The organism is Gordonia sp. 852002-50816_SCH5313054-c (genome assembly GCF_001665925.1).
GTDB classification, from domain to species: domain Bacteria; phylum Actinomycetota; class Actinomycetes; order Mycobacteriales; family Mycobacteriaceae; genus Gordonia; species Gordonia jacobaea.
Genome location: NZ_LZTE01000070.1, coordinates 1 through 14772 on the forward strand (window position 1 = coordinate 1; position 14772 = coordinate 14772).

The following is a 14772-nucleotide window of genomic DNA, read 5'->3' on the forward strand; positions in this document are numbered from 1 at the left end:
TTCGTGTGGACGAAACCGGTCGAGGAGATTCTCAAGAAAGCTCAACCGAAAACCAACTAACGAAACGCGACACTAGGTTCGGGCCTGGTGGCGCGCATGATCGATACGGTGCTCGCACTGCCCTCGTTTCTCATCACCCTGGCGTTCACATTTCTGTATGGATCTGCGGGAGCGGTGAACTCGGCGATCGCCGCGGTGACCGGAGAACGTCCACTGCACTTTCTCACGACGCCGTGGGGCGTGATCCTCGCTGAGATCACCTTCTTCACCCCTTTCGTCGTCCGACCGCTGTTGGCCGCGTTCGCGATGATGTCGACCGATCAATTGAATGTGGCTGCATCGCTGGGCGCTTCACCGTTGCGGGTGCTCCGCTCGGTGATACTTCCCGAAGCGTGGCCTGCGTTGGCAGCGGGCGGAAGCCTGGTTCTGCTGTTGACGCTCAACGAGTTCGGCATCGTCGCCTTCACGGGCGCCAAGGACGTCACGACGCTGCCCGTCCTGATCTACACCCGTGGCATCGTCACGTTCGACCTGCCGGGGGCGGCGGTGATCGCGACTGTCCAGGTCGCACTGTCACTTGCCCTGTACGGCGCCTACCGATTGCTGTTCGCACGCATCACGACTCGCAGGGAGAAGATCTGATGTTGCTCTGGACTCGCGCCAGCCGGGTAGTCACCTGGACGATCTTCGCGGTCGTCGTACTCGTGGTCTTCGTCGCACCGATTGCCACCGTCGTCATCGCCGGGTTCGCAGGCTCGTGGACGGGCCCACTGCCGTCGAACCTGGGTCTCAACCATTTCGGGGATGCACTCTCGGGCGAGAACCTGGCATCGCTGTCGGTCAGCATTCAGACGGCCTTCATCGCAGGCGCCATCGCGCTGGTCCTCGGCACCTGGGCCGCACTCTCGTCCAGGGAGGCACCCGCGCCGATACGCCGATTCACCGACGCGGTCTTCCACCTACCGATCGCGGTGCCTTCGGTCGCCATCGGGTTGGGTTTGCTGATCAGTTTCAACTCGAAGCCGTTGCTCTTGGGCGGCACCCGTTGGATCGTGATCGTGGCGCACACCGTGCTCGTCCTGGCCTTCGCGTTCAGCTCGGTCACCGCTGCGCTGGAACGACTCGACCCCGCGTACAAGCAGGCAGCGGAATCGTTGGGCGCCAGTCCGTTCCGAGTCCTGACAAGGGTCACCCTGCCCCTGCTGACACCCGCACTCGGTGCCGCCGCAGGTCTCGCAGTAGCACTGTCGATGGGTGAACTCGGCGCGACGGTCATGGTGTACCCAGCGACCTGGAAGACCTTGCCGGTGACCATCTTCGGACTCTCCGATCGTGGTCAGGTCTTCTCGGCGGCAGCCTGCACGACGGTGCTCCTGGCGACGACGCTGGTCGCGCTCACGGTTCTCGGGAGAATCCGCACGCGAGCGGCCTAGGCGGCTGACACAACGGACGTCCGGTTGCCATGCAATCGGACGCTGTTGTGCGATCCCCGTTGTGCAATCCACCGAACGGTTCGCATTGACTTTGGCCGATTGGACATAGCCGAATCGTCTCCGTCTCGATGGACTGAGACCATGGATGCGATCACCACTCCCCCACGCCCAGTCAACGAGCCGGTGCACACCTACGCGCCCGGCACCCCGGAACGTCGACGGATCGTCGACGAACTCTCGCGCCAGTCGTCGGCCGACCCTGCCGAGTTGCCGCACATCATCGGTGGTGCGGCGCACATCGGAGACGGTGAGCGACTCGACGTCGTGCAGCCACACTCTCATCACGAGGTGCTCGGCACGATGACCAACGCCACCCACGACGATGCCCGTGCCGCCGTCGACGCGGCGATGACAGCGCAGGAGTCCTGGGCGCACACCACTTTCGACGATCGTGCGGCCGTCCTCCTGCGCGCGGCAGACCTGCTCAGCGGACCGTGGCGTGAAAAGCTGGCTGCCGCAACGATGCTCGGGCAGTCGAAGACTGTGCAGCAGGCCGAGATCGACGCACCGTGCGAACTCGTCGATTTCTGGCGGTTCAACGTCGAGTTCGCGCGAGAGATCCTCGCCGAGCAGCCGATGTCGTCGCCGGGCGTCTGGAATCGCCTCGATCACCGACCGCTCGACGGATTCGTCTACGCCATCACACCATTCAACTTCACCGCCATCGCAGGCAATCTCCCGACCGCACCCATGCTGATGGGCAACACCGTGGTGTGGAAGCCCTCTCCGACACAGGCGTACGCCGCGCACATCACCATGAGGCTCCTCGAAGAAGCCGGACTCCCGGCCGGCGTCATCAATCTGGTGAACGGCGACGGACGGGCGATGTCCGACGTCGCGCTCGCCGACGAGAATCTCGCGGGCATCCACTTCACCGGCTCGACCTCAACCTTCCAGCATCTGTGGCGCGAAGTCGGCAACCGCATCAACGACTATCGCAACTACCCGCGCATCGTCGGCGAGACGGGCGGCAAGGACTTCATCGTCGCGCATTCGTCAGCGGACCCGGATGTGTTGCGCACCGCCCTGATTCGCGGCGCCTTCGAGTATCAGGGGCAGAAGTGCTCGGCTGCATCGCGCGCGTACATCGCGCGCTCGGTGTGGGATCGCATGGGCGACGACTTCCTCAGCGAGGCAGCCGAATTGACCTACGGCGATGTACGGGACCTGTCCAACTTCGGCGGCGCGGTGATCGACCGTCGCGCCTTCGACAAGCAGGTCGCTGCGATCGACCGTGCAAAGACGGTCGCGTCGATGACCGTCGCGGTCGGCGGGCAGTGCGACGACACCGAGGGCTACTTCGTCCGGCCGACGGTGCTGCTCGGCGACGACCCGACCGACGAAGCCTTCTCCACCGAGTACTTCGGACCCATCTTGTCGCTTCATGTCTACGACGACGCCGACTTCGAATCGACGCTGCGCATGGTCGATTCCACTGCGCGGTACGCGCTGACCGGCTCGATCATCGCCACCGACCTCACCGCTGTGTCGACGGCGTCGAATCTGCTGCGTAATGCGGCGGGCAACTTCTACATCAACGACAAACCGACCGGCGCCGTCGTCGGCCAGCAGCCGTTCGGTGGGGCACGTGCGTCGGGCACCAACGACAAGGCCGGCTCGAAAGCGAACCTAATGCGCTGGACGTCGACGCGGACCATCAAGGAAACCTTTGTACCGCCGAAAGATTCGGCCTACCCGCACATGGCAACTGATGCCACCGAGAAGGACTGAGGTGACATGACATGAGCGCACTCTTCGATTCGGTTCTGCGCCCGGCGATCACACGCGCGGCGGGTAGCCAACGCATCAAGCAGACGTCGCAGCGACTTCCGGTCACCGAGCGCGTCGTCGACCGCTTTGTGGCGGGCGAGTCGGAAGCCGAGGTGCTCGTGGCCATCGCCGACGCACTCGGCAGCGGACTGTCGGTGACCATCGACCACCTCGGCGAGGACACCACCGACGAGACTCAAGCGTCGGCGACGGTCGCGGCGTATCTGAGTCTCCTGCAGGGGATGTCGCAGTTCGAGGCGCCGCCAGGGGCTCTGGAAGTGTCGTTGAAGCTCACCGCGCTGGGCCAGTGTCTGCCGCGGCATGGTCGAAAAATTGCCGAGGAGAACGCGCACACCATCTGTGGTGCCGCTGCCGCGGCAGGCGTCTTGGTCACGGTCGACGCCGAGGACCACGGCACTGTCGACGAACGACTCGACATCGTCAGGACTCTGCGGGGCGAATACCCTGAATTGGGAACAGTTTTGCAGGCATACCTGCGTCGCACCGAGGACGACTGTCGAGAGTTCGCGGCATCCGGCGCTCGCATCCGGTTGTGCAAGGGCGCCTACTCCGAGCCCGCGTCGGTCGCCTATCCCGAGCGCTCACTGATAGACGAGGCGTATCTGAGATGTCTGCGAATCCTGATGAAGGGCACCGGATATCCGATGGTCGCCAGCCATGATCCGACGATGATCGAAGCGGCCGAGCTGATGGCGATCGAGTTCGGCCGGGAGCCGCACAGCTGGGAACACCAGATGCTCTACGGCATCCGCTCCGACGAGCAACAGCGCCTGGCCGCCGCCGGCCACGCCGTCCGCGTCTACATCCCCTACGGCCACGAGTGGTACGGCTACTTCGTCCGACGCCTCGCCGAGAAGCCCGGCAACCTGGGCTTCTTCCTGCGCGCGCTGGTGTCGGGTTGAGGGGGGCCCTCCGCTGATCGAGCCTTTCCCGCCGATCGAGCTCTACCCGCTGATCGAGCCTGTCGAGATCACCCGCCAGCCAGAGTGGTCTCGACTCGGGTGCTCGCTCCGCTCGCGCCCGCTCGACCAGCGGGGGGCCTCCCGATGATCGAGCCGTTTTCGCTGATCGAGCTCTACCCGCTGATCGAGCTTGTCGAGATCACCCGCCAGCCAAAGTGGTCTCGACTCGTGTGCTCGCTCCGCTCACGCCCGCTCGACCAGCGGGGGCAGTGGTCTCGACTCGGGTGCTCGCTACGCTCGCGCCCGCTCGACCAGCGGTGGGGCCCGCTCGACCAGCGGGGCTCACCCCAGCGGCTGCGCGCGCTTGACCTGCGCGGCGGCGCGGGCGGCGTCGAGTTCGATGTCGGTGACGATCGCCGCCCGGCCCATGCGCAGCGTCCCCGAGGTCAGCGGCTGCGCCCGCAGGCCGCCGCGACCGATCAGCGCCTTACGAGCGCCCTCACCGGCCATCGTGTCCATCCACGCGCACGGGTGCGCCGGACGTCCGCCACGGAACCACACAGGACCGTCGCCGGTGTCGACACTGAACTCCCGCCCGCGCAACGGGTCGAGTTCGAGGCCCCGCACCACCACGTTGCGTCGGGCGACAACCGGGTCGACGTCGCCGGCCGCCGCCTCCCACGCCTCGAGCGCCAAGAACGTCACGGCCGCTTCGGTATGAGCGCGCACACCGAAGAACCTGTCGCCACGAATCCCCTTGTCGGCGACGATCTCAACGCTCGACGGGGTCTCGGTCGGCACGTCTGCGGCCGGACCGTCCTTCGGTCGCCCGAAGTAGGCGTGCGCAGGTGAGACGACGAATGTCACGATCTCGACGTCGTACCTGAACTCCATTCCCCCAGGCTACGCAGCCCCCATCGACCGGTCATCTCTCCGGACGCGGCACGTACGTCAGCCCTCGGAACACCGCGCTGCTCGCGAACACCGATGCGTCGAGTTCGACGTCACGATGCCGCGCCATACGCAGAGCGAGCCGCAGGAGCATCTTGATATCGCGCGGCGTGATGTCGGGGAACCCGCCCACGAGGTCGTCGAGCAGGTCCTCTCCCAGAATGACGTCGTTGCCCGCAGCCAGGATCTGCCAGACCTGTCGGGCGTCCTTCGGTCCGGGCGGCGCGTAGGAGATGATCGCCGCACAGCGGGCGAGGATCGCTTCGTCGACACCGTCGATACGGTTGGTGGTGAGGAACAGCAAGCCGTCGAAATACTCCAGGGTGCGCAGGAATTCGGCGACGATGGCATTCTGCGCGAGGTCGAGTCCGCGCTCCATCACGAACACATCGGCTTCGTCCAGCAGGAGGACCGCGTCCCACCGCTTGGCCCGATCGAAGATCACTTCGAGGTTCTTGCGTACCAATTCGGCTGTGATGCCCAGTGATCCGGAGTGGATCGAGTACAGCGGACGTCCGGTGACCTCGGCATAGACCTCGGCGGTGAGTGTCTTGCCGACGCCTGGCCTTCCCTTTGCGAGGATGACGTTACCGGCCGATTTCCCGCCGATGATGTCGCCGGTGAACACCGAAATGTCTGTTGTGAGGATGTTCAGCAGCTCGCGTTGATCGTCGGGCAGAACGAGTTTGTCCTGCAGGTGCGTCTCGTAGACATACTCGGCGAGGTCGGCGGTGTTGACGTCGAGGAAGTCCTGCGCGCCGAGATCGAATACCCGCACGGCCGTGGTGACCGGCACAGGACCGAAATCGTCTCCGCCGTAACGGTTGCTGTCGTAGAGTACCGACGCGGCGACCATGCGTAGCGGTGCGATCTCGTCGGGTGCGACGTCGTGCACCACCTTGCGATTGTTCCGCGAGTTGGGTGAGCGATAGTCGTCGGTACGAATCACTTTGCCGCTGAACGTGTATTGCTGTCCGAAACCGGTGTCGATGATGTGCTGGTAGCGGTCACGGCGCGCCTGGTACTCGACCTTGAGGTCGTCGCTCTCCTTGTAAGCACCCCCGGCCAGCAGCACATCCGCGGGTGTCTTTCCGACGACTTCGGTGTCTTCGAAGTAGAGAACGCGCGGCTTGCGTGAGGGCCGTTTCACGGTGGCGTTGTCTGCTTCCATCGTGAATTTGATTCGCGGACCATGTGTTCGGTCACCATGCTCGAGCGTGATGTCCATGACGAGATACGGATGAAGGTAACCGTCGGACTCGCGGACGTAGAGCCAGCCGTCGATCATCTCGTGTCGTAGGAAGGTCCGGAAGATCTCGACGGCGGCGTCGAGGTGCGGGATCGGCGCGAAGTCGCCTACCCGCGATGACACGATCGCGCCGACGGCACGCGAGAACGAGTCCTCGCCAAGGGAATCAGCCGTCGCGATGAGGTCGCTCAGCGCCGAATCGGTGAGATCCCGGTCTGCGATGGCGATCTCGGGCGAACGCCACGACGACGCCTGACCGCGAACCCGCGCCAGGTCGTCCGACGTTGTACCGGCGACGAGTGTTGTCGGTGCTACCAACATGATCGACCTTCCCTGGTCGTCGATCGGGCGTCCGACGACGCGGACGCCCGATCTGAAAGCTGGACTCAGGCCTCGGGATCGAGGACGAAGTCGTACGTCACGGCGACGCCGCCGTCGACCGGCTGCGGGTCGAGCATCAGTTCAGGCTTCACGGCCGAGGCGATGTCGTCGTCGTTGTGCGGATCACCTGGGAAGTAGAGCTGCGTGGTGATCAGCTCGTAGCCCGGCGCGCTCACCTTGAAGTGCAGATGCGCGGGTCGCCAGGCGTGCCATCCCGCCGCCTCGATGAGCTGACCGCATGCACCGTCTGTGGGGATCTGATAGGGCGCGGGCTGCAGGCTGTGAATCTCGAAGTGCCCCTCGTCGTCGGCGATCCAGGTGCCGCGGAGATTCCACTCCGGCAGTCCCGGCGCGAACTGCGAGTAGAAGCCGAGATCGTCTGCGTGCCAGAGCTCGAGCTTGGCGCCCGAGAGCGGTGTGCCGTCGACAGCGCGCACCTGTCCGGAGAACACCATCGGCGTGCCCGGCTCGTCGTCGCGCATGGGAATGGTTCCGTTCCATGACAATTCGGGCGAGCCCTCGATGTAGTACGGTCCCTCGATGGTGCCCTTGCTGCCCTCGCGATGCTCGTTGGCAACCTCTTCGACCGAGTGCTCGAGCCAGACGTCGAGGAACAGCGGCCATTCGCCGTCCTCACCCACCCTGATCAGCCACGCCTTCAGTGCGTTGTACTCCTCGTAGGTGACTCGGTCGTCGAGGACGATGTCGTTGAGTGCCTTCACCGCCTTGCTCGCCAGGTAGTTGACCCGTTCGGTGTCGACGACGCCTGCGCGAGATCCGCTGGTGGCCATGCGTTCACGGAAGCGCGCCGAGGCATTGGCGCCCGATTCGGCGGCCTTCGCGGTGACCTCTTCGTTGAAGCTGGCGTCGATGGTGTTCGTCATGATGGATACTCCTTGTTACTTTGGGCTGCGTGCTGCGTGCTGCGTGACCAGGGGCTGCGCCGCGGGCGGGTCGGTCAGCCCGCGGCGATATCTGATGGGTGGGTGGCGAGGGGCGTCACGTGGATCGTCATGTACGGAAACAGCGGAAGTCCGGACAGGATGGAGTGCAGTTCGTCGTTGTCGGCGACGTCGAATATCGAGAAGTTGGAGTACTCGCCGACGATCCGCCAGATATGTGGCCATGCGCCTTTGCGTTGCAGCTCTTGCGAATACGCCTTCTCGCGCTCGACGGTCTCGGCCCGGACATCGGGAGCGAGGTCGTGGGGAATGTTGACGTCCATACGTACGTGGAAGAGCATCGGTGGTCTTCTCTCAGTGGTCGAGTCGGTAGTGGGTGAGTTTTTCGGGATCGATCTCGACACCGATACCCGGCGCTTCGGAGCGATGCAGCAGGCCGTCGGAGATCTGCAGCGGCTCGGCGAGTAGGTCGTCGCTCATGTCGAGGAAGTTCGAGAGCTCACCGGCCTGCCGCGACGTCAGCTCGAAGGCCGTTCCGAACGCGAGAGTGCATGCGGTGCCGAGCTGTCCGTCGATCTGATTGCCCATCACCACCTCGAGGCCGAGGCCTTCTGCGAGGTGGTGCGCCCGCCTCGATCTGGTGAAACCCGTTCGGGCCGTTTTGATGCTGATCGCCGTGGCCGAACCACCCAGCACCTCGCGCGTGATGTCCGCGGGTTCGGGGACCGATTCGTCGGCGATGAAGGGGACGTCGAGACGTTCGACGAGCCAGCGCCGACCCTGCACATCGTCTGCAGGACAGAGCTCTTCGGCAAAGAGCAGGCCGAGGTCGGCCATCTCGGTCATGGCGCGCATCGACTCCGACGCCGACCACCCCCGATTGCCGTCGACGTAGAGATCGATGGACTCGCCGAAGCTCTCCCGTAGTGCGCGGACCACCGCGGTGTCGAGCGACGCCGGCCGCCGCCCGACCTTCACCTTGAACGTGTTGATGCCGTATGTGTCTCGCATGCGCGCGGCCTCGGCGACCATGACCGACGGTTCGTCGAATCCGAGCATGTGACTGACGCGCATGCGGTCGGTGTAACCGCCGAGCAGGTCGGCGACCGGGTAGCCGAGGATCTTGCCGAGTGCGTCCCAGACGGCCATGTCGATCGCCGACTTCGCGGTCGGATTGCCGACGGTGCGTGCGAGCCGTTCGCCGATGACCTCGCGTTCGAGCACTGTCAGACCAACGAGCTGCGGGGCAAATACCTTGTCGATGACTGCGACGATGCCGTCCTGCGTCTCGCCGTAGGTGAACGGTCGTGGCGGCGCCTCTGCGACGCCGACGATGCCCTCGTCGGTGTGGACCCGCACGAGTACGTGCTCGGCCGCGTGGACCTCACCGGAGGCGAAGCGCAGTGGTTTGGTGTACGGGATCGCGAACGGAATCGCTTCGATCTCAGTGATTTTCATGAGTGTGGTCCTTGTGTAAAGGGTTCGGGACTCGGCAACGCCTCGGCCAAGCCGAATGCGTCCGCAATCACCTCGGACACGGTCGCGACGAGTGGATTGGTGTCATCCGTGCGCCATGCGAGCGCTACTTCGATGGAGCCGGCGTCGGCCAGTTCGCGGATGACGACGCCTGCCGACTGCAGTGCACGCACCGAGCCGGGAAGTACCGCGACGCCGAGTCCCGCGGCAACCAGCGCGAGCAGGACGGGCGTTCCCGACGCCTCGTGCGACCGCTGCGGAACGAAATCCGCACTCCTGCAAGCCCGCAACACGGCGTCGTTGACCGCAGAGTCACGACTGTCGTACATCACGAATGGTTCGGTGCGCAGATCTTGCAGCGCCACAACAGGTTCGGATGCAAACCGGTGATCACTGGACACGGCGAGGACCAACGGCTCGACGTCGATGGTGCGTACCTCGATGCCGTCACCGGCCACCGGCGGTCGCAGTAGTCCGAGGTCGATCTCGCAGGCGACCAGCGCGTCGCGCTGTGTCGGAGTCAGCATGTCCGCGGAGATCGCGAGCTCGACGCCCGGGAGCTGTTGTTTGACGGCGCGGGCGATCCTGGGCAGATGCGAGAAGGCCCCGATGCCGGTCAGTCCGAGTCGCACCAACCCACTGCGTCCGGCGGCGATACGTCGTACCTCGTCGACGCATCCGTCGACGTCACCGAGGATGCGCCTGGCCTCCGCCTGCAGGTAGATGCCTGCCGGAGTGAGTGAGACCTGGCGAGTCGTTCTGGTCATCAACGTGACGTCGAGCTCTGCTTCGAGTTGCCTGATCGCGTACGACAGCGCGGGCTGCGCGACGTGCAGCGTGGCAGCGGCCTGCCCGAAGTGACACGTGTCGGCGACGGCCACGAAGTACCGCAGGTGTCGTAGCTCCATGTCACCACTCCTCTCGCGCCGACTACTCGGAAGGAGCGAATTCTAAGTCACTCCCCTGGCGCCATGTGACTGCCACCACTTTCGAGATCCACGGTAGAAGCCCGATCCATACAAGACAAGGACTCATATTCATGTGATTGATCGATGCCATCGATCAATCAGAACGTGGGTCAGGGCTGCGACAGCCCTATGCGTAATCGGTCATAGAAGCGGGACAGCGCAAAATACACGGAAGAGTGCGCGGGCCCCGAACCCCGAACCCGCCGACCTAAGCCGACGCCAAGGCCCGCAGCGGCGCGCCGGTCTTCGCTTCGACGTCGGAGAATTCGACGCCGGGCGCGAGCTCGACGACGTCGAAACCCTCTGCCGCGACGTCGAATACGCCGAGATCGGTGATGACCCGGCTCACCACGGAGCGCCCGGTCAGCGGTAGCGAACATGCGGCGACGAGCTTCGGGTCGCCCTTCTTGGTGACGTGCTCCATGAGCACAATGACCTGACCCGCGCCGTTGACGAGATCCATCGCGCCGCCGATGCCCTTGACCATCGCTCCGGGGACCATCCAGTTGGCAAGGTCGCCGTTCATCGCGACCTGCATGCCGCCGAGTACGGCGACGTCGACGTGCCCGCCGCGGATCATTGCGAAGCTGGTCGCCGAATCGAAGAACGACGCGCCGGGCAGCGTCGACACGGTCTGTTTGCCCGCGTTGATCAGATCCGGATCGACGTCCTCGTCGTAGGGAAACGGGCCGACGCCGAGGATGCCGTTCTCGGCATGCAGGGTGATCCCCGAGTCGTCGGGCATCTGGTCGGGAATCAGCGTCGGAAGTCCGATGCCGAGGTTGACGTAGTCGCCGGGTCGCAGCTCTTGTGCTGCGCGCGCGGCCATTTCGTTACGGGTCCAGGTCATGATGCCACCTCTGCTGCGCCGACTGCCACAGGATGCGGCCGGGTTGTCCGATGTTCGATTCCCTTGTCTTCGGCCTGCTGCGGCGTCAATTCGACGACGCGCTGCACGAAGATTCCGGGCAGGTGCACCTCGTCGGGGTCGAGTTCACCGACTTCGACGACGCGCTCTGCCTCGACAATCGTGATGCGTCCGGCCATCGCGGCGGGCGGATTGAAATTCCGTGCGGCTGCGTGAAAGCAACAGTTGCCCGCGGTGTCGACGACGGCCGCGCGGATCAACGCGTAGTCGGTGTCGATCGATTCCTCGAGCACCATCTGCCGCCCGTGGAATGTTCGCACCTCCTTCGGAGCCGACGCGAGTGCGACCGAGCCGTCGGAGTTGTATCGCCACGGCAGACCGCCCTCCTCGACGGGAGTTCCCACCCCGGTCGGCGTGTAGAAGGCGCCGATTCCGCTGCCGCCGGCCCGCATTCGCTCGGCGAGAGTGCCCTGCGGTGTAAGTTCGACGGTCACCTCGCCCGCGAGGAACTGGCGACCGAACTCCTTGTTCTCGCCGATGTACGACGCGATCACCTTGTCGATGCGCCGCGCTTCGAGCAGCAGGCCGAGACCCGCACCGTCGACGCCGCAGTTGTTGGAGACGATGGTCAGCCCACTCGCTCCCTGCGCGAGCAGGGCGTCGATGAGGAACTTGGGAATGCCCGAGAGTCCGAAACCTCCGACGGCGAGGCTTGCGCCGTCGGGGATGTCGGCGACGGCGCTGGCGGCTGAGTCGGCCACTTTGCTGTGCCGTGCAGGCGAATCGATGTTGGTCATGAGTGCTCCAGATGGTCGAGAAGGAGGGGTGTGATCTCTTGTGGCTGTTGCGCATTGGCGAGGTGGGCCGCGTGTCCGACGACTTCCAGTCGTCCGTCGGGCACCGCGTCGACGATCTCGGCGAGACGATCGGGCGGCGTCGCGGGATCATCAGCGCCTGCGATCGCGAGCGTCGACGCCTTGATTGCTCCGAGGTCGGCGCGCACATCCGCGGTGGCGAGCGCCTCGCAGCAGGCTGCGTAACCCTCCGCCGAGGTGCCTGCGATCATCGCTCGATGCCACGCGACCGTGTCCGTATTACGTTCGTCGGCAAGGTATTCCGCGGTGAACCAGCGCATGAGAATCGTATCGGCGATCGCACCTGTACCGTCGGCACGCACGGTCGCCGCACGATCAAGCCAAGGTTGCGCAGGCGCGAAACATGCTGCGGTGCACAGGAGTGCAAGAGCATCGACCCGCTCGGGATTGCGAATCGCCACCCGCATCGCGGTCAAGCCGCCGAGGGAGAGTCCGACGACGTGGGCCGAGGCGATGTCGAATCGATCGAGCACACCGACGAGGTCGTCGGCGAGATCGTCGATCGTGTACGGACCCGTAGGGACCGGCGAATCACCATGTCCGCGTGTGTCGTAGCGCACCACCTGGAAGCGTTGCTCGAGGGCCGAGAGCTGCGCGTCCCACATTCGATGTGTGGAGCCAAGCGAATTCGACAGCACGACGACCGGCGCATCGGTTCGGCCCGTGACGTGCGCACTGACCTCGACGGCGCTCATCGGGTTGCCTCGAAGATCGCCGCGATCCCCTGTCCGCCACCGATGCACATCGTCTCGAGAACGTACCGGGCATCACGACGCCGCGCCTCGTACGCAGCAGTGGCAAGGATGCGACCTCCCGTTGCACCGATGCGATGTCCGAGCGAGATGCCGGATCCGTTGGGGTTCAGGCGATCATCCTCGGCGTCGACCTTCCACTCAGCGAGCACTGCGAGTACCTGGGCGGCGAAGGCCTCGTTCAGTTCGATGAGGTCGATGTCGTCGAGGGTGAGGTCGGCGCGGCCGAGTGCTGCCGCGGTGGCACCGACGGGCCCGAGACCCATTGTCTCCGGGGCACATCCGCTGACCGCCCACGACCGCAGGGTGAGCATCGGATCGAGACCTCGACGTTCCGCTTCGGCCCGTGTCGTGACGATGCACATCGCGGCGCCGTCGTTCTGACCCGATGCGTTGCCTGCGGTGACCGTGGACTCAGAGTCGATGCGTTGGCGCACAGGGCGCAGTCCCGCAAGCGATTCCACGCTCGCGTCGGCGCGGGGATGTTCGTCAATATCGATCACCGAGTCCGGCTTGCCGCGTCGACCGGGCACGGTGACGGCAACGAGTTCGTCGTCGAATCGTCCCTCCCGCTGTGCGGCGACCGCACGGTGATGCGACCGGACCGCCAACTCGTCCTGCTCGTCGCGTCCGATTCGGTACTCACGACGCAGGTTCTCAGCGGTCTCGATCATCCCGCCGGGCACCGGATGCGACTCGCCTCCCGCTGTCAGACGCCCGCGTTCGAGCCGGTCCATCAGTTCGACGCCGCCCGCGCGCACACCGGTGCGTAGTCCGAGCGCATAGTGCTCGACGTTCGACATGGATTCCGCACCACCGGCGATCACCAGGTTCGCTCCTCCGGTCGCGACCTGCGCCGCACCGTTGAGGATCGCCTGCAGTCCCGAGCCGCAGCGGCGGTCGACCTGCATACCCGGTACCCCGACCCCGAGCCCTGCGTCGAGCGCGGCGATCCTGCCCAGCGCCGGCGCCTCGCCATTGGAGTACCCCTGCCCGAGGATCACGTCGTCGAAGTCGCCCTCACCCAGACTTGTCCTCGTCGTCAGTTCGCGCAGCAAGCCGGTCGCGAGGTCGGCAACCGACAGCGACGCGAAGACACCTCCCATTCGTCCGACCGGGGTGCGCAGCGGCGAGCAGATCACGACATCTGTGGGGGCGTCCATGGTTTCAACACTAGGAACTGCGAGCAATATTGAGAAGTATTCATTTGGGATCGACTAAGATGTCAGAAGTATCAATATCGAGGAGACGCCTGATGGAGCTGCGCCACCTTCGCTACTTCCGCGCTGTCGCGGAGGAACTGCATTTCGGACGTGCTGCCGAACGACTGCACATCGCGCAACCACCGCTGTCGCAACAGATTCGCCAGCTCGAGAACGAACTCGGGTTCCCACTCCTCATCCGCACCACCCGCACCGTGGAACTCACGCCCGCGGGTCAGGCTTATCTCGAACGCACCGTCGCAATCCTCGACGCCGTCGACCATGCCGGAACGCACGCCAAGCGGATCGCAGAGGGCACACAGGGCCGCCTCGCCATCGGGTGCGTCGGATCGGCGACCTACTCGCTGCTCCCCCGCTTCGTCCGGGCCCTCCGCGAAGAGCTCCCCGACGTCGACGTCAGTGTGCGCGGCGAGATGCTCGCACCCGCACAGATCGCGGCGCTGTTGGCGGGCGACATCGATCTCGCCCTGCTGCGTCCACCGATCACGGCACCCGAGGTCGTCGTCACGCCCGTGCGGCGCGACCGATTGCTGGCGGCGCTTCCCGACAGTCACCACAGGGCACACCAGCACCACGTTGCCCTCGCAGATTTGCACGACGATGACTTCATCTCCCATGCGGGACAAGGACGTTCGGTGATGCACACCCAACTGGCCACCCTGTGTGCGGCTGCCGGATTCGTCCCGCAGATCCGACACGAGGTGCAGGAGACCTCGACGCTCGTGACGCTTGTCGCGGCGGGTCTCGGGGTCGCCGTCGTGCCCGAGCCGACCGCCGCGCTCGGAATCGCGGGGGTCCGCTACCTACCGATGACCCCCGACGCCGACCCCGTCGATCTTGCCGCGGCACGTCTGGTCACCGCCGACGCTCCGATCGTCGAGCGAGTGCTACACGTGCTCCGCGACGTCGCCCGCGACCTGTCAGCATTGCCGAGCTGACCA

General features: G+C 65.1%; 14 protein-coding genes and 1 pseudogene. 5 read left to right on the top strand and 10 right to left on the bottom strand.

Going from position 1 to position 14772, the window contains the following annotated elements:
- Positions 1-75: 75 nt before the first annotated feature.
- The 4 genes and pseudogenes from A5788_RS18620 to A5788_RS18635 all read left to right on the top strand — a co-directional run.
- Positions 76-642: pseudogene (locus A5788_RS18620) on the top strand (2-aminoethylphosphonate ABC transporter permease subunit); the annotation flags it as partial.
- Positions 642-1433 carry an ABC transporter permease gene (locus A5788_RS18625; RefSeq protein WP_064870518.1) on the top strand — a complete coding sequence of 264 codons (792 nt, stop codon included), beginning with the start codon at positions 642-644 and terminating at the stop codon, positions 1431-1433. The pseudogene A5788_RS18620 and the gene A5788_RS18625, both read left to right, overlap by 1 nt.
- 141 nt (positions 1434-1574) lie before the next feature.
- Positions 1575-3224, top strand: coding sequence for an L-glutamate gamma-semialdehyde dehydrogenase (gene pruA / locus A5788_RS18630; RefSeq protein ID WP_064870517.1), 1650 nt, complete (start codon positions 1575-1577; stop codon positions 3222-3224).
- Between the two features lie 11 nt (positions 3225-3235).
- Positions 3236-4186: a proline dehydrogenase family protein gene (locus A5788_RS18635; protein WP_064870516.1), complete on the top strand. Its 951-nt coding sequence runs from the start codon at positions 3236-3238 to the stop codon at positions 4184-4186.
- Between the two features lie 342 nt (positions 4187-4528).
- Here A5788_RS18635 and A5788_RS18640 read toward each other — a convergent pair whose 3' ends face one another.
- From A5788_RS18640 to A5788_RS18685, 10 genes are all read right to left on the bottom strand, one after another.
- Positions 4529-5080: a hypothetical protein gene (locus A5788_RS18640; protein WP_064870515.1), complete on the bottom strand. Its 552-nt coding sequence runs from the start codon at positions 5078-5080 to the stop codon at positions 4529-4531.
- 31 nt (positions 5081-5111) lie between these two features.
- Positions 5112-6707: an AAA family ATPase gene (locus A5788_RS18645; protein ID WP_064870514.1), complete on the bottom strand. Its 1596-nt coding sequence runs from the start codon at positions 6705-6707 to the stop codon at positions 5112-5114.
- 65 nt (positions 6708-6772) lie between these two features.
- The gene (gene catA / locus A5788_RS18650) at positions 6773-7651 is read right to left on the bottom strand and encodes a catechol 1,2-dioxygenase (protein ID WP_064870513.1); all 879 of its coding nucleotides are present in this window, start codon (positions 7649-7651) and stop codon (positions 6773-6775) included.
- A gap of 74 nt (positions 7652-7725) precedes the next feature.
- Entirely contained in the window at positions 7726-8010 is a 285-nt protein-coding gene (catC, locus tag A5788_RS18655; RefSeq protein ID WP_064870512.1) for a muconolactone Delta-isomerase, read from the bottom strand.
- 13 nt (positions 8011-8023) lie between these two features.
- On the bottom strand, positions 8024-9127 hold the full coding sequence (locus A5788_RS18660; RefSeq protein WP_064870511.1) for a mandelate racemase/muconate lactonizing enzyme family protein: 1104 nt from the start codon (positions 9125-9127) through the stop codon (positions 8024-8026).
- The gene (locus A5788_RS18665) at positions 9124-10053 is read right to left on the bottom strand and encodes a LysR family transcriptional regulator (RefSeq protein WP_064870510.1); all 930 of its coding nucleotides are present in this window, start codon (positions 10051-10053) and stop codon (positions 9124-9126) included. The genes A5788_RS18660 and A5788_RS18665 overlap by 4 nt, the downstream gene beginning before the upstream one ends.
- Positions 10054-10321: 268 nt before the next feature.
- On the bottom strand, positions 10322-10963 hold the full coding sequence (locus A5788_RS18670) for a 3-oxoacid CoA-transferase subunit B (RefSeq protein WP_049697856.1): 642 nt from the start codon (positions 10961-10963) through the stop codon (positions 10322-10324).
- A complete protein-coding gene (locus tag A5788_RS18675; RefSeq protein WP_064870509.1) occupies positions 10960-11778 on the bottom strand; it encodes a CoA transferase subunit A in 819 nt (272 codons plus the stop codon). The genes A5788_RS18670 and A5788_RS18675 overlap by 4 nt, the downstream gene beginning before the upstream one ends.
- Positions 11775-12551 carry a 3-oxoadipate enol-lactonase gene (gene pcaD, locus A5788_RS18680; RefSeq protein WP_064870508.1) on the bottom strand — a complete coding sequence of 259 codons (777 nt, stop codon included), beginning with the start codon at positions 12549-12551 and terminating at the stop codon, positions 11775-11777. The genes A5788_RS18675 and pcaD overlap by 4 nt, the downstream gene beginning before the upstream one ends.
- Positions 12548-13771, bottom strand: a complete 1224-nt coding sequence (locus A5788_RS18685; protein WP_064870507.1) for an acetyl-CoA C-acetyltransferase — start codon at positions 13769-13771, stop codon at positions 12548-12550. The genes pcaD and A5788_RS18685 overlap by 4 nt, the downstream gene beginning before the upstream one ends.
- Positions 13772-13863: 92 nt before the next feature.
- Between A5788_RS18685 and A5788_RS18690 the strand changes: the two genes are divergently transcribed.
- Positions 13864-14769 carry a LysR substrate-binding domain-containing protein gene (locus tag A5788_RS18690; protein ID WP_064870506.1) on the top strand — a complete coding sequence of 302 codons (906 nt, stop codon included), beginning with the start codon at positions 13864-13866 and terminating at the stop codon, positions 14767-14769.
- The last annotated feature ends 3 nt before the right edge of the window (positions 14770-14772 follow it).

Excerpts from the sequence above, each read along its gene's own strand:
- pcaD (WP_064870508.1), bottom strand. The coding sequence starts at position 12,551 with ATGAGCGCCGTCGAGGTCAGTGCGCACGTCACGGGCCGAACCGATGCG.
- A5788_RS18670 (WP_049697856.1), bottom strand. The coding sequence starts at position 10,963 with ATGACCTGGACCCGTAACGAAATGGCCGCGCGCGCAGCACAAGAGCTG.
- catC (WP_064870512.1), bottom strand. The coding sequence starts at position 8,010 with ATGCTCTTCCACGTACGTATGGACGTCAACATTCCCCACGACCTCGCT.
- pruA (WP_064870517.1), top strand. The coding sequence starts at position 1,575 with ATGGATGCGATCACCACTCCCCCACGCCCAGTCAACGAGCCGGTGCAC.
- A5788_RS18635 (WP_064870516.1), top strand. The coding sequence starts at position 3,236 with ATGAGCGCACTCTTCGATTCGGTTCTGCGCCCGGCGATCACACGCGCG.
- A5788_RS18625 (WP_064870518.1), top strand. The coding sequence starts at position 642 with ATGTTGCTCTGGACTCGCGCCAGCCGGGTAGTCACCTGGACGATCTTC.
- A5788_RS18645 (WP_064870514.1), bottom strand. The coding sequence starts at position 6,707 with ATGTTGGTAGCACCGACAACACTCGTCGCCGGTACAACGTCGGACGAC.
- A5788_RS18665 (WP_064870510.1), bottom strand. The coding sequence starts at position 10,053 with ATGGAGCTACGACACCTGCGGTACTTCGTGGCCGTCGCCGACACGTGT.
- A5788_RS18685 (WP_064870507.1), bottom strand. The coding sequence starts at position 13,771 with ATGGACGCCCCCACAGATGTCGTGATCTGCTCGCCGCTGCGCACCCCG.
- A5788_RS18660 (WP_064870511.1), bottom strand. The coding sequence starts at position 9,127 with ATGAAAATCACTGAGATCGAAGCGATTCCGTTCGCGATCCCGTACACC.
- A5788_RS18675 (WP_064870509.1), bottom strand. The coding sequence starts at position 11,778 with ATGACCAACATCGATTCGCCTGCACGGCACAGCAAAGTGGCCGACTCA.
- catA (WP_064870513.1), bottom strand. The coding sequence starts at position 7,651 with ATGACGAACACCATCGACGCCAGCTTCAACGAAGAGGTCACCGCGAAG.
- A5788_RS18640 (WP_064870515.1), bottom strand. The coding sequence starts at position 5,080 with ATGGAGTTCAGGTACGACGTCGAGATCGTGACATTCGTCGTCTCACCT.
- A5788_RS18690 (WP_064870506.1), top strand. The coding sequence starts at position 13,864 with ATGGAGCTGCGCCACCTTCGCTACTTCCGCGCTGTCGCGGAGGAACTG.